The following is a 13731-nucleotide window of genomic DNA, read 5'->3' on the forward strand; positions in this document are numbered from 1 at the left end:
TATGCTGGCTTTGGGCCTGATCGGGGGCTGTGGCAAGCCGTCAAAGGGCAAGGATGGCGGCAAGCAATCGGGCTCTAAGAAGGAGGAACCGCCGGAGTCTCGACGGATCAACAGCGGTCCGGGGAATATGACTCGGTCTTCCGAAACGAATCGCGGAACGAAGCTTTGGCATATCGAGTGGCAGTCGGTGCAGCTCGCGCTCTCGGACGATCAGGCGATGGGCGGTTCGATGAAGACCGTCACCGGGATTATGTATAAAGATGGGGCCGATGCCAGCACCTTTGACGCAGAGGGCGCAGACGCGGACAAAGAGACTAACACTCTGAAACTATGGGGCAAAGTAACCGTCCGCTCCAAGGAGCATCAAGCCACACTCACTTGCGAGAAGCTAACCTGGCATGCTGACCGAGGCGTCTTGGAGGCGTCTGGAGTCGTCACCGTAGTGTATAAGGATTACACGCTTGGTCCTTTCGAGCGCTTGCTTTGCTCGCCAGAATTGCAGTACGTTTCCACACCGGACCTTTTTAAGGAGCCCAAATGAAAGCCCTCATCCCACTCGCGTCCATCGTTCTCATCGCGGCGGCTGTCGCTCAGACCAGCCAAAAGCCGATACTAAGCAGCCAGAACCTAAAAATCTATGCCAAGAACTGGTCGAGCGAAGCCATCGGAGAGAACAAGTTTCGATTTACGGCAGAGGGCAACCCGTTCAGCGCGGTATCGGACCTTGACGGCAGAACGATTCAGGCCCAGAAGGCAGTCGGGGATGTGATTCGCTCGACGAATGGGGGGATCACCCTGGACGCCGCAACTTTAACGGGCGGCATCTATGTGAAGCAGGTGAAGCCGTCGGAGTCTGGGATCAAGGATGCAGTGAGCACGACGGAGCTTCGTTCGACGTCTGCGGAGTACACGCGGTCCGGAGAGCAGTGGGTTTTGCATGGGGGAATTGCCGTGGATCAGGAGGACCCCTCGATTTCACGCGTCGTCAATATCAAGGGCCGAGAAGCCACGGTTGGACTCTTTGGCGACGATCGCCCCAAGCAGACGCGTTTTCCCGTGAAGACGGGGACAATCAGCGGCAACGTAACCTTCCTCATCAAGGGTCGCTATCGATCGACGGATGAGAAGACGAAAGCGACAACTTGGGAGAAGTTCACGACACACGGCAACGCGGACAAGATGGTTTTTAACGAGGCCGCCGGAACACTGACGCTCATCGGCAATGTTGTCGTTAAGGGCGATGCGCCGGTCTTTATCGGGGATATGACGGGATCGAAGATTACGATCACTTTCGACGCGAACGGCAAGCCTGTAAAGGTTGAAGGAGAGGCCGACGACAAGCCAGGGACGACGGTGATTAAGACTAAGCCACCGGCCGCGACTCTGCTCTACGGGCGGGACTCCCAAGCCACCATTGGAGGCCTGCTTGAAGATTAAAACCAATGACCTCGTGAAGCAGTATAAAGGCCGCCGGGTTGTGGATGGCGTAAGCGTCGAGATCACACAGGGTGAGATTGTGGGGCTGCTTGGGCCGAACGGCGCCGGGAAGACGACCACTTTCTATATGGTGACGGGCCTGATTCGCCCGAATGGGGGCAAGGTCTTCTTCGATGAAGAGGAGGTCTCCCGACTGCCGATGTATCGAAGGGCACGAGCCGGAGTAGCCTATCTGCCGCAGGAGCCGAGCGTTTTTCGCAAGCTGAGCGTTCGCGACAATATTCGGCTGGTGATGGAGCTTGCTGGGCACTCGAAGGCTCAGATACATGACAAGACCACAGAGCTTGCCGAAGAGCTGCACATCACGCGCATTCTGGATGCGCAAGCGGGTGTGCTTTCCGGTGGTGAGCGACGGCGCGTCGAGATTGCCCGGGCGATGTCCACCAGCCCCAAATTCATCCTTCTGGATGAGCCGTTTACGGGGATTGACCCGGTGACCATTGAGGAGCTACAGGAGATCATCCACCGACTGCGCGATCAGGGGATCGGCATTTTGATCACGGACCACAACGTCGGGGCGACTTTAAGGATCACCGACCGCAACTATATCTTGATCGACGGCAAGATCATCGCGTCAGGAACGTCAGCGGAGATCGCCTCCAACACGCACGTTCGGAAGCACTACTTGGGTCAGCAGTTCGATGATGGGCGAGGGGTTCGCGCCATGTCGGAAACGGGCGATCCGAGCGGGGAGACAGAGGGCACAGTTTGAAACGCATCGACGGGCTCATCATCCGGGAGTTAATCGGTCCTTGGGGCTTTGGTGTCGCCATCTTTACGTCGCTAGTTTTTGCGACGGCACTATTGAATCGGATTTCTGACTGGGTAGTCAGTGGAGTCGATCCGGGCACGATCTTGCAGCTATCGCTGCTGTTGATGCCGGGCATCATGACGAAGACCTTTGCTATGGCCTTGTTGCTGGCCTCGTTGCTCGGGTTTGGGCGGTTGAGCAACGACAGCGAGATTGTGGCTATGCGGGCGGCAGGGGCAAGCTTATATAGGCTTGTTTTGCCGGTTTTGATCTTTAGCACGGCGGTTGCGGGGCTGACCTTTGCTATCAACGAGTCGTTCGTGCCTTGGGCGGCGGGCAAGGCCAATGCGCTTCAAGAGGAGCTGCAAAAACAGATATCGGACAATCGGAAGACACGTTCGGTGAGCCAAAAGATCAAGGGTCCGAATGGCTCTTCGGCATGGGTACTTGCCGAGGACTTCAACCTGCTCGACAAGAGCTTGATCAACGTTGTGATCGTAGTGATGGGCCGGGATGGCGAGCCCACCTACTTGGTCACGGCAGAGAAGCTGGTGTATCGGGACGAGAAGGACTGGAAGATTGAGGGGAAAGCTTTGCTCCGAAGCGTCGACGGAGTGGACAGAATCGAACTGGAGCAGGGCGCATTACCGTCTGAAGTACCAAAGCCTGATTTCGAGCCAAAGAATCTGCTTGCCGGTTTCTTGACCGATCTGGACGTATTGAGCATGCCTCAAATTCGTCAAGAGATCGAAAGGATGCGGCGACAAGAGAACCCGGACCTGAGGCAGATTGCGAACCTTGAGTTTGGCTATTACAACAAGATCGCGCTTCCCCTTGCTGCGGTCGTGTTCGGCCTTCTGGGCGCGCCGCTTGGGATACGAAACCACCGGACGGGTGTGGGGGCAGGGTTTGCGTTAAGTGTTTTGCTTAGTTTTGGGTATCTGACCCTGGCTAATTTTATGGCGGTATATTCGAGGAGCGGCCTAATCTCTCCAGCCGCTGCAAGCTTTATGCCGTGTGTGATCGGGCTCGTGGCTGCTGCGATTACGATTTGGAAGAAGAACGGCTGAGCGTCGGGATAGGCGCGTAGGAAAAGACATTGGACGTCGGAAGTATCGGATTTTTGCTCTTGATGGCCCTGATGGGCGGTGGAATCGCAGTGTTTGCGGACCGTCTTGGGCGCAAGCTGGGCAAGAGTCGCCACACGCTCTTTGGCATGCGCCCGCGCAAGACCGCTGAGGTCTTGACCTTCGCCGCCGGATTTCTCATCCCCATCGTCACGCTCCTGGTTGTGATTGCCATCAGCTCATCGTATCGGCAATGGTTTGTGCGCGGTGCACAGGCTTATGAGGACGCGAAGCGTTATGAGAAGCAGGCAGCAGATTTGCAAGAGCAAGTCGACAACCTGATGAAGCTCAAAGAGCAAACGGCGAAGGACTTTGAGCAGAAGAACAAGGAGCTGTTGACGGTTCTGCAGCAACGCAAGGAAATCGAGGCAAAGAGACTGGCCTTGCAAGGGCAGGTCGCCACGCTGAACAGCGACATCGGCAAGCTGAACGCGGGTGTTCGCAAGCTTCAAGAGCAGACTGCCAAGATCAATGCGCAGTACCTTGCGTCGAAGAAAGACTACGACCGCGTGAAGATGAGCTTCGACATTCAGAACGATCGCTTTAAGGAGATCAGCATTCGGAATACCGAGATCGAGCGGGCGAATGCGCAACTTGAGCGAGATCAGGAAAAGCTGCGGACTGAGGTTGAGGGGCTGCAAGGAAAGATCACTGAACTTGAGAAGGAGCGCACCGACCTTGAGCAGCAGGTCGCGCAGGCAAAGGCGGACTATCAGAAGGAGTTGAACGGGCTGAACAACCAATTGAACGCCGCCAAATTGAGCCTGACGGAGACTCAGCGTCAGCTTTCGGAAGCCCAGCGCGATTATGTGAAGCTCCAAAACACCTTTGGATATGCGCGGACGCAGAGGATCACTTACTATCAAAACGAGGAGCTGGTACGCGTTTTCTTACCGCCGCGCTTAACCGAAGAGCAAGCTCGGGGGCTCCTGAACTCCCTGTTGAGGCAGTCGATCACGGCAGCCGAGGCTCGCGGGGCGGCAGCCAACGAAACGCCGTCGGCGGCGATGATTATGCCAGCGGGGCCGGAGGGCGCCGAGGTTTCTACTCGCGAGCAGATTGAGCTGATTATCCAGAGAATTCGGAACCTGCCGGACTACACGTTCATCGCCGCGACATCTCGATTGAACGCCTTCGTCAACGAGCCGGTTGCTCTTGAGGTGCGGCTCTTCCACAACCCAGTGATTTATGAAGTCAACGAGCAGATCGCCGATGTGCGCATTGACGGGTCGAGGTCTGATGGCGAAATCTTTGACGAGTTGACCAAGTTCTTCTCTGAAATTGTTCGCCCAGAAGCGATCAAGAAAGGCATGATCCCGACCCTTGGTTCGGAGAGCGGTCTTGGCTCGCTTTCGACCTCAGACGTCCTTCAACTCATCCGTCGCATCCGAGACGTCAACGCGCCCGTTCGAGTTTCTGCACACGCTGTGAAGCAAACTCGCGCCGGAGATCGCCTTGAGTTCGTCTTTAGATTCCGGTAGCTATGGATGTACGAACCATTGCGGCGGTCGATCCGGGAAGCGCAAAGTGCGGCGTTGCGCTTGTGCGGCGCGAAGCCGATGGCTCAATAACGCTCGTTGAACGCGCGATCGTACCTCCCGACCAGTTAGCCGACAAGCTTGCAGAGTTGCATGAATCGGAGCCTTTTTCGATGGTCGTTGTTGGTTCGGGTACGCGCTCAAGGCCGCTGGTGCACGAACTGCGTGAGCGAATGCCGAGCATGGGCATCCTGGTTGTTGACGAGAAGGATACGACTCTGCAGGCGCGGGAAAGATATTGGCAGCATCATAAACGCAAGGGGTGGCGACGATTGTTGCCATCGACACTCCAGAGTCCTCCGGACCCGGTGGATGACTTCGTTGCTGTGATCCTCGCAGAACGGGTTCTGCTCGGGTAACGCTCAACCTGGAGCGAGGCGCCAAGAGATATGAGATTCGATTTCCGATCTCCGTCCCTTCCGCTCCTTTCGTCCCATTCGCAAACTTGATGATGCTTTTCAGAGAGTCCTGCCGTCCTATCCCATGCCAACGGATTGGCGGGCGCTTGGCTAGGATGGCCTCTATCTTCTTTGCCCGCTGACTTCCCACATTTCTTGCTATTCGCAGGTACCTTGGAGGGCAGCATTATGTCCATCACTGGGAAATGGTTTGGCTTTGGCTTGGATCCCCTCTACGACGAGGGTGTGCGCAAGCTGCGTGGAGGCGACTTTGACGGTGCAATCGCCGTTTTTGAGCAGTGTCTTGGGGCGACAGAAAACCCCAAGGTTCGAGAGATGGCCCAAAACGACCTCATGCAAGCTTGCGTGACGTTGGCATCGCGCGAGCCAGATCGGGCAATGGAGTGTTACGAGAAAGCGCTCGCAATCTTCCCGCATTACGCTGATCTTTATCTGCGTCGAGGCATGGCTCGGGCCGCTTCTGGAGACTTCCTAAATGCGGTGAACGACGCTACTGCGGCTCTGACGATCAACCCATCGTTTGCGGAGGCTGCTTTCCGAAAAGGGCTTTGGCTTCATCAGATCGGGAAGTCGGACGATGGAGTGCAGTGGCTGCAAAAGGCTTCTTCGATGAGCCGAATTTTTGCGGGCGAAGGCTTTCTGAAGGGGATTGAGGACGCTGCCTCTGGCAAGTGGGAAGAGGCGGAAACTCGGTTTGCCGAACTAGCGAACAACCCCGCCGTGCAGGCGAATCGCTTGAAGGATGACGGCGACAGGTTTGCACGCGAGGGACGAATGCACGACGCGATGCTGGCCTTTGAAGAGGCCGCAAGAATTGCCCCGACTTTCCCTGATATCCGTTGTCGATTTGGGCAGACTCTGCTGGAGGCCGACCGGGTGGACGAGGCGCTGGTTGAGTTTATGCAAGCGCTTGAGGTGAACCCCAACTATGTGGAGGCTTGGGCGCAGCAGGGGATCGCCCTTCGGCGGCTGAGAAGGGATCAAGAGGCGAGAAACTCCTTCAAGAAGGCGTATGAACTTGATCCGAACCATCCCATCGCGGCGATGGAGTTTGGGTTTGGGTAGTTAAGGGAAGAGCTATTGGCGATCAGCTAAGAGCATGGAGATAGGAGTTGGAACCGTGAATAGGGGAATGCGGTTGTCCGTATTAATGTGGCTTTGACCAGGGCACCTCATTCATCAATCACCCTTTCCCGGTCCCGACCTCACTAGTCAAATGCCTCAACCAGCGTTTTTGCCTGAACCTAACACGGGTAAAACTTCCCTATGCTGGACCGCAATCTCATCCGCACCGAGCCCGAGTTCGTTAAGCAGCGCGCAAGCGTGAAGAACATCTCGGCGCCCGTAGAGCAGTTTTTGAAGGTCGACGAGGAGTATCGCTCGCTCAAAGTCCAGCTTGATTCACAGCGGAACGAGCTCAATGTGGTGAGCAAGTCGATTGGCGGCTTGTTTGCGCAGGGGAAGAAGGAAGAGGCTGAGGTTGCTAAGGTGAGTGCGAAAGCTCTGAGCGAAGCGGTTGCCGAGGGTGAAGTCCGTGAGCGAGAGCTTGATGCGGCACTCTACGAGCTTGAGCTTCAATTCCCAAATCTTCCCCACGAGAGCGTCCCAGTCGGTGATGGCGAGCAAGATAACGTGGTCATCAAGACTTGGGGCGAGAAGCCCGAGTTTACATTTCAGCCGAAACCGCATTGGGAGATCGCCGATACCTTAAAGCTCTTCGACACGGGCCGCGCCGCAAAAATCTCCGGCAGTGGGTTCATGGTCTATACGGGTCTCGGCGCTCGCTTACAACGATCGCTGTTTAATTTTATGGCGGATTGGCAGACCGAAGAGCGCGGCTATTATGAAGTCTATCCACCGTTCATCGTGAACAGGGATAGCTTGATCGGAACAGGGCAACTTCCTAAATTCGAAGATGATTTGTATAAAGTTGACGACGATCTCTTCTTAATTCCAACCGCAGAAGTGCCGGTGACGAACCTCTATCGCGACGAGATTTTGGACGTTTGGCAACTCCCGATGAAGTTTGCCGCCTACTCGGGGTGCTTCCGCCGAGAAGCCGGTGCAGCCGGCAAAGACACCCGTGGCATTCAACGAATGCACCAGTTCGACAAGGTCGAATTGGTGAAGTACTCGTTGCCTGAGACGAGCTATGACGAGCTTGAAGCGATGCTTGCCGATGCCGAATCTGTCTTACAGGCTTTAGGAATGCACTACCGAGTGACGCTGCTCTGCGGCCCCGAGATGAGCTTTAGCAACGCCAAGTGCTACGACATCGAAGTTTGGGCGCCGGGCGTGGACAAGTATCTGGAGATCTCCAGTGTGTCTAACTTCGAGGCTTTCCAAGCGCGTCGGGCAAATATCCGATTTAAGCGTGAGCAAGGCGCAAAACCGGAGTTTGTGCATATCTTGAATGGCTCAGGCCTGGCGACGCCGAGACTGTTTGCGTCGATCCTTGAAGTCTTCCAGCAAGAAGATGGCACGGTGGTTGTGCCTGAGCCGTTGCGGCGTTATATCGGGCGAGAAGTGCTGGAAGGGGTTGGGCGGTACGGGTTCTCCACGAACCAGCCTAATGCAACGCAACCCTAAGGCGGTGTGTCTCGTATGGAGCGCGAATGCGCGTTTCGGTCCGATAGGTGCCTGATGTTTCACACTCAGGACGTCGTGTCAAGACGTCGAAACGGCAACACACGAGAATGCTCCGAGGTCTGACGCCGAGCCTAGTAAACAGCCGATGCCCCGTCAAATCCCCGTAATTCTCTCAAGTGTTCCAGCCTCAATCAAGCCGATAACTCTACTGTGGGCGCTGCAAGGATGCAGCGTGAAGGTAGAGCTAAATGGCATTTCGTCCTGGGAATTGGAACAGCCAAAATCAAGAGCTTCGGCAGGGGTTGCGCGTTGACCCTCAGTTGGTCTTGCGCAGCCATATCTTGCAGCTTTCTCAGGCCGACCTGGAGCAGGCCGTCGAAGCCGAACTTGCCGACAACCCTGCGCTTGAGCGACTTGAAGATGATACTGAGCCGATTACCGAAGAGGGCGTGCTCAAGTCCGTGGCTCCCCAGGAGTTGAAGCCTTCTAGCGACGATTATGAGTTTCAGCGCAGCACGATCCGCGACGACGAAGACGTCATGGACTGGCTGGATTTTGCCGCGTGTGAGACTCGACTTTCGGACCACTTGAAAGCCCAGCTTTTCCCGATTGTTGAGCCTGAGCATCATAAGCTCGCAGAGTTTGTGATCGGCTGTTTGGATGAGAAAGGCTATTTGATCATGCCCCTTGATGAAGTCGCTGCATCCACAAACATGACAGTTGAAGATGTTGAAGCCGTACTCCACAAGCTTCAGCAGTGTGACCCGGCAGGGATCGGGGCGCGCAACGTCCAAGAGTGTTTGTTATTGCAGCTTCAGGACCCGGATACGGTTGAGCAAAAGCTGGCAAGGGAGATTGCAAAGCACTATCTGGACGAGATGATCGCTCGCCGAACGGGCAAGATCGCCCGCAAGTTTAAGGCCCCCACTGAGATGGTGGAGGCCGCCTTCCAAGAGATTCTAGCGCTGAATCCCTATCCAGCCCAGGGGTTTGCAGCGAACTCGCACAGCGCTCGACAGAAGCCGATTGCGGTTCGACCAGACATTATCCTCACGCGCTCAGAGATTGGTTGGGTCGTCGAAGTCGAGGGTGTGGACGCTTCATCGCTCGTTGTTGATCGTAGCTATCGACAGCGCTTGGCAAAGCTTGAAGCGAAGGCACAAGCCGACAAGGACGAGAAGAAGCACCTCGGCGAATATGTTGGTCGAGCGGATAACTTTATTCAGTCGATCAAGGAGCGCAAGAAGACTCTGCGGCGGATCGGAGAGTACTTGATCGAGAAGCAAACCAGCTTTATCTCGACCGGGCGCTACCAGTATTTGCAGCCGCTGACGAAGTCGATCATGGCGCGAGAATTGGGATTGCACGAATCAACCGTCAGCCGTGCGACCATGGGTAAATTTGTGCAGATTGAAGATGGCGAGATCGTGCCGTTCGAGGTCTTCTTTAAGCCTGCACTGCGCATCCAAAAGATGATTGAAGAGATTTTGGAGACGGAGAATCCGTCAACACCGCTTTCCGATGAGGCGATCGCTCGGCTGTTGGCCGACCGCGGAGTGGTCGTCGCCCGAAGGACGGTGAACAAGTATCGAGATCGGACACGTCTGCTCAGCAGCCGTGGGCGAAGAACGGCTTAGGCTTCGACCCCCATAAGACTTGTTTGACATAGAGGTCCTATAAGTCTTATAGCGGGCTATCGCACGAGCTGCCCCAAGAGCCACAACGCGCACCCGAGCTTGCTCAGTCTTCCGCTTGACAGCATCTCGCCCTCCGGCCAGATAAGCGTCAATTCATTCTCGTCCGACTCAAACCCAATCCCCTCTTTAGAAACGTCGTTGTGGGCGATGGCGTGTAGGCCCTTCTTGGCAAGCTTTGCCCGGGCAACCGATAAGTCACCGGTCGGCTCGGCCGCAAACCCGATCACCATCGACCCCGGCTTGCTCAGCTTCGAAAGCGCAGCGATGATATCTGGGTTAGGCGTCAGTTCCAGCGACCAGTTCTCCATGGTGCTGCGGCGCTTCCCAACGATCCGCTCGACGGGATGATAGTCAGCGACTGCGGCTGCCCCGATAATCAGATCGGCGTCAGAAGCAAAACTGGAAGCCTCCGCTAGCATCTCTTGGGCAGTGTGAACGCGCCGTACTACTGCTCGCAAAGGCACCGCCTGGGCGGTCGGACCCGTGACAAGCGTCACCTCAGCGCCCATCAGCAAGGCAGCCTTCGCCAGTGCGATCCCCATTTTCCCACTGGATCGGTTGCTGAGGAACCGGACGTCGTCAATCGGCTCTTGGGTTGGACCAGACGTGATCAAGACCCTCTTGCCCTTCAGCGCTTGCGTTCTATTTGCGACGGTTAGGACAGTCTCGGTAATGGTAGCCGTCGAAGCCAATTTCCCGAGTCCCGTTTCCCCGACGATAACATCACCCTCCGTCGGTTCGACAAAGAAAGCCCCCTTGGCCTCAAGTCGGCGGGCAGACTCCTGAGTGTTCTCGTTGGCATACATCGAGGGGTTCATCGCTGGAGCGATGACCATAGGCCCTTCGAACACCAAGGCCAATGTTGTGAGCATATCGTCGCCGATGCCGTGGGCGATCTTGTTGATCGTGTTCGCTGACGCGGGGGCGATCACGAGCACGGCGGCTTCGCGTGCCCAGTCGATGTGGGCCATGCGTCCGCGCTCGGGCTCTTCAAAGGTGTCAATCAGGCACGGCTGCCCGGTGAGGGTTTCAAAAAGTGCGGGGGTGACGAAGTTTTGCGCCGCATCGGTGAGGCAAACGCGGACGGTGAACCCCGCTCGCATCAACTCGCGAGCAAGATCGGCGGCACGGTAGGCCGCGACACTTCCAGAAACGCCAAGAACCAGGTTCGGCACGGGTGAGTTTTACCAGCTTCGCGCGTTTGGCCGGTGTGCCTGGGCTCAGTCGCTAAAGTCGCGGATAATGTCGCTGATGTGTCCGTGCCCGACCTGATCGCCATATTCGGCGGCACTTTGCCCATCCCCTGTAAGGGCTCCAGTGTTTGCTCCCATCTTCAGCAGCCGCAGCGTCAAGTCAGCATCGCCGATATCGGCGGCATAGTGCAGAGGGGTCCAGCCGCCGCCCGCAGCAAGGTTCACGTTTGCCCCGTTATCGAGCAGCAAATTGACGATGTTGATGTGCCCTCCCGCCAGCGCAGAGTGGATCGGGGCCACGTGAAAATCGTTGTTGGAAAGCGTGTTCGGGTCGGCGCCAGCCTCAACGAGAGCTTTGGCGGCTTCAAATTTTCCAAAGTAGCTGGCGAGTCCGAGCGCGGTAAAACCATCAGCGCTGAACGCAGAGATAAGCGATGGATCCTCAGCAATCATGCTCGACACCATCAGCGAATCGCCGATCGCGGCGGCTTCGAAAACATTCCAGTTCATCTTTTGTACAGCGATGGCCTGGGCGGTGTCGAGGCGTCCATGATAGAGCGTGAACATCAAAACCGAGACACCCGCTGGCTTGGTCTCGTTCGCAAGCTCCCGATTCTCGGCGAGCAGTTCTTTCACCTTTTCGACATCGCCGGTGGTCGCGGCGGCCCAAAACTCTTCGCTGGTCGACATGGGGATAAGGATACTTTGTTGTGATTCGTGATTCGTGATCGGCGATCTGTTAACCGTGATCCGATATCTCAAAGTCTTGGTGACGTGCTTCCCGGTAATTCCTGGTTTCAGCCGGATTACGGATCACCCACCCTCTCACCCACCAAATTGCCCTCATTTGGACCGATTACTAAAGAAAATTAGGCACTTCGCCACAATCATGCATCATGGTAAGGCATTGGCGCGTAGTTTGATTGACAGATCAACACGCCGTTGGTATACTGCCGAATTGCGTCACGGGTGACCGATGACGTGGCTATGCGAAGCTGGCAACTTCGCGTTAGGAGAGATCCTGACCGTCGAGACAAAGCGATGAACAGATTGCAATTTGCGTGGGGGTGCGGCAAACGCACGTCGTCAATGGAGACGAACGCATCAAGGCAAGTCGGTTCTGGCTCCGTTATGGGGGCGGTCATGTTCTTGGTTTCTCGCGCCAGAACCCCACTGGTGTCTGCGCACGGATCGCAAGTGAGGTACATGTGATTGTCAAATTTCAGCATCCTTTGTAGCTTTGCCGCTATGTTTGCGGCTATCGCCGTCGGGGGCGTCCGCCCCGTGTCTTGGCTTAAGAACCTTCTGAACAGACGTAAAGCCGAGCCCATGAATTCGAGCGCCGTCCTCTCACGTGAGGCGGGGTGGCAGCTCATCAGTTGTGACGATGAACAGTCGTTCAACGAGTGGCTTGGAAAAGACGAAGAGGGCCTTCCTTATGGCAGCGGAGAAGAGCATTCGCTCGGATCCCATCTCCTGGTGGAGCTGTTTGGCTGCGACAAGGCTTCCCTGGAAGAGGAACGCAGCGTCGGCGTTGCGATGCGCGATGCCGCTGTTGCCAGCGAGGCCACAGTTGTCGCGCAGTCGTTCCATGAGTTCCAACCCTACGGAGTTTCCGGGGCGATCGTGATTCAAGAATCGCATTACACGATCCACACTTGGCCCGAGCACGGCTATGCGGCAGTGGATTTGTTCTACTGCGGCGGAACCGTGAAGGTACACAAGGCTGTCCGCGTACTTCGCGAGCGCTTTAAGCCCGAGAGGATCAAATTCTTGGTCGTGCGGCGAGGATTGCAAGGCGAAGTCGACCGGTAAGCAGATTTCAAGCGATCAGCCTATTCATTACGTGACATATGCGTAATGAATAGGCTGTTTCGTTGTGTGTTGGGTGAGGAGAGCCAGCCCAACCGTCCGTAAGCCTGAATTGGTATAGTTTCTATCGTAAAGTGAGTTCAAAATGAGTTCTGACGCCACTGGTATTTTTATCAACGAAACCCACACCGACGCAGCCATCTGGCAATACCGCGTCGCCAAGATGATCCTTGAGGGCAAAACGCAGTATCAGACTTATCAGATTGCGGAGATACCACGCTTTGGCAAGTCGCTCTTCTTGGATTACAACATCCAGACCTCAATTCTCGACGAGTACGTTTTTCACGAGTGCATGAGCCAGCCCGCCATGACCCTCCACCCAAACCCGAAGAAAGTCGTGGTTTGTGGCGGCGGCGAGGGGGCTACCCTGCGCGAAGCGCTCAAGCACAACACCGTCACCGAAGCCCACATGATCGACATCGACAAGGACCTCGTCGATATGGTCAAAGTCCACATGCCGGAGTGGCACCAGGGCGCGTTTGACGACCCTCGCACCAATCTGCTGCACATGGATGCTCGGCAATGGCTTGTGGATCACAAAGGCGCAGGCTTTGACGTGATCCTCAGCGACCTCCCCAATCCCCACGAAGAGGGTCCGGGGCAGATGCTCTTTACCAAAGAGTATTTCCAGATCGCCGCCGATGCGCTTGCCGATGACGGCATCCTCGCCATGCAAGCCGGCAGCGCGAATGAGAACTATCCTGAGTGTATGGCTTGCTGTATCAAGACTCTGCAGTCGATGGACTGCTTTGCCCACGTCGCCGGCTACTATGGCATCGTGACGACATTCTTCCAGCCTTGGGGGTTTGTCCTCGCCAGCAAAAAGTACGATCCGATGAGCCTGAGCATGGATGAGATTGCAGCCCGGTTCGCCGCGCGGGGCGTGACAAATCGGTACTACACACCGAGGTTCCACAACGCCGTCTTCACCCTTCCGGAGTGGATGCTCGAAGCCACCAAGAACGCCCGCATCCTGACCGATGCCGAGCCGTTCGTTTGGACAGCCTAGGCTTCGCCGTAAGGTTCGTAAAGGGTGAGGATTGTAAGG

The 13731-nt window shown here is 56.1% G+C and carries 13 protein-coding genes; 11 read left to right on the forward strand and 2 right to left on the reverse strand.

Features of this window, described 5'->3' with window-relative positions; translation table 11 throughout:
* Position 1 precedes the first annotated feature (1 nt).
* The 9 genes from lptC to rpoN all read left to right on the forward strand — a co-directional run bounded on the left by lptC (position 2) and on the right by rpoN (position 9558).
* Positions 2 to 541, forward strand: a complete 540-nt coding sequence (gene lptC / locus KF784_05395; protein MBX3118478.1) for an LPS export ABC transporter periplasmic protein LptC — start codon at positions 2 to 4, stop codon at positions 539 to 541.
* Positions 538 to 1437, forward strand: a complete 900-nt coding sequence (locus KF784_05400) for a hypothetical protein (protein MBX3118479.1) — start codon at positions 538 to 540, stop codon at positions 1435 to 1437. Before lptC ends, KF784_05400 begins: the two co-directional genes overlap by 4 nt.
* Entirely contained in the window at positions 1427 to 2209 is a 783-nt protein-coding gene (gene lptB, locus KF784_05405; GenBank protein MBX3118480.1) for an LPS export ABC transporter ATP-binding protein, read from the forward strand. Before KF784_05400 ends, lptB begins: the two co-directional genes overlap by 11 nt.
* Positions 2206 to 3318, forward strand: a complete 1113-nt coding sequence (locus KF784_05410; GenBank protein MBX3118481.1) for an LptF/LptG family permease — start codon at positions 2206 to 2208, stop codon at positions 3316 to 3318. Before lptB ends, KF784_05410 begins: the two co-directional genes overlap by 4 nt.
* Positions 3319 to 3347: 29 nt before the next feature.
* A complete protein-coding gene (locus KF784_05415) occupies positions 3348 to 4856 on the forward strand; it encodes a DUF3084 domain-containing protein (protein MBX3118482.1) in 1509 nt (502 codons plus the stop codon).
* Between the two features lie 2 nt (positions 4857 to 4858).
* The gene (locus KF784_05420; GenBank protein ID MBX3118483.1) at positions 4859 to 5272 is read left to right on the forward strand and encodes a hypothetical protein; all 414 of its coding nucleotides are present in this window, start codon (positions 4859 to 4861) and stop codon (positions 5270 to 5272) included.
* Between the two features lie 228 nt (positions 5273 to 5500).
* Positions 5501 to 6397 carry a tetratricopeptide repeat protein gene (locus KF784_05425; GenBank protein MBX3118484.1) on the forward strand — a complete coding sequence of 299 codons (897 nt, stop codon included), beginning with the start codon at positions 5501 to 5503 and terminating at the stop codon, positions 6395 to 6397.
* A gap of 201 nt (positions 6398 to 6598) precedes the next feature.
* Positions 6599 to 7921, forward strand: a complete 1323-nt coding sequence (serS, locus tag KF784_05430; protein ID MBX3118485.1) for a serine--tRNA ligase — start codon at positions 6599 to 6601, stop codon at positions 7919 to 7921.
* A gap of 248 nt (positions 7922 to 8169) precedes the next feature.
* Positions 8170 to 9558 carry an RNA polymerase factor sigma-54 gene (gene rpoN / locus KF784_05435; GenBank protein ID MBX3118486.1) on the forward strand — a complete coding sequence of 463 codons (1389 nt, stop codon included), beginning with the start codon at positions 8170 to 8172 and terminating at the stop codon, positions 9556 to 9558.
* A gap of 56 nt (positions 9559 to 9614) precedes the next feature.
* Here the strand turns inward: rpoN and coaBC are convergent, their stop codons facing one another.
* Both coaBC and KF784_05445 read right to left on the reverse strand, forming a co-directional pair.
* On the reverse strand, positions 9615 to 10793 hold the full coding sequence (gene coaBC, locus KF784_05440) for a bifunctional phosphopantothenoylcysteine decarboxylase/phosphopantothenate--cysteine ligase CoaBC (protein ID MBX3118487.1): 1179 nt from the start codon (positions 10791 to 10793) through the stop codon (positions 9615 to 9617).
* A 45-nt stretch (positions 10794 to 10838) separates the two neighbouring features.
* Positions 10839 to 11501 (reverse strand): ankyrin repeat domain-containing protein, encoded by a 663-nt coding sequence (locus KF784_05445; GenBank protein ID MBX3118488.1) that lies wholly within the window; start codon positions 11499 to 11501, stop codon positions 10839 to 10841.
* A 522-nt stretch (positions 11502 to 12023) separates the two neighbouring features.
* On the opposite strand from KF784_05445, the gene speD reads away from it, so the two are divergent.
* Positions 12024 to 12626, forward strand: a complete 603-nt coding sequence (speD, locus tag KF784_05450; protein ID MBX3118489.1) for an adenosylmethionine decarboxylase — start codon at positions 12024 to 12026, stop codon at positions 12624 to 12626.
* A 142-nt stretch (positions 12627 to 12768) separates the two neighbouring features.
* Positions 12769 to 13692 (forward strand): hypothetical protein, encoded by a 924-nt coding sequence (locus tag KF784_05455; GenBank protein ID MBX3118490.1) that lies wholly within the window; start codon positions 12769 to 12771, stop codon positions 13690 to 13692.
* Positions 13693 to 13731 lie beyond the last annotated feature (39 nt).

The organism is Fimbriimonadaceae bacterium, from assembly GCA_019638775.1.
GTDB lineage: Bacteria > Armatimonadota > Fimbriimonadia > Fimbriimonadales > Fimbriimonadaceae > JAHBTD01.

Bases quoted from the DNA above. Each gene is read 5' to 3' on its own strand.
- KF784_05420 (MBX3118483.1), top strand. From the start codon at position 4,859: ATGGATGTACGAACCATTGCGGCGGTCGATCCGGGAAGCGCAAAGTGC.
- KF784_05455 (MBX3118490.1), top strand. From the start codon at position 12,769: ATGAGTTCTGACGCCACTGGTATTTTTATCAACGAAACCCACACCGAC.
- lptC (MBX3118478.1), top strand. From the start codon at position 2: ATGCTGGCTTTGGGCCTGATCGGGGGCTGTGGCAAGCCGTCAAAGGGC.
- KF784_05400 (MBX3118479.1), top strand. From the start codon at position 538: ATGAAAGCCCTCATCCCACTCGCGTCCATCGTTCTCATCGCGGCGGCT.
- serS (MBX3118485.1), top strand. From the start codon at position 6,599: ATGCTGGACCGCAATCTCATCCGCACCGAGCCCGAGTTCGTTAAGCAG.
- KF784_05445 (MBX3118488.1), bottom strand. From the start codon at position 11,501: ATGTCGACCAGCGAAGAGTTTTGGGCCGCCGCGACCACCGGCGATGTC.
- KF784_05425 (MBX3118484.1), top strand. From the start codon at position 5,501: ATGTCCATCACTGGGAAATGGTTTGGCTTTGGCTTGGATCCCCTCTAC.
- rpoN (MBX3118486.1), top strand. From the start codon at position 8,170: ATGGCATTTCGTCCTGGGAATTGGAACAGCCAAAATCAAGAGCTTCGG.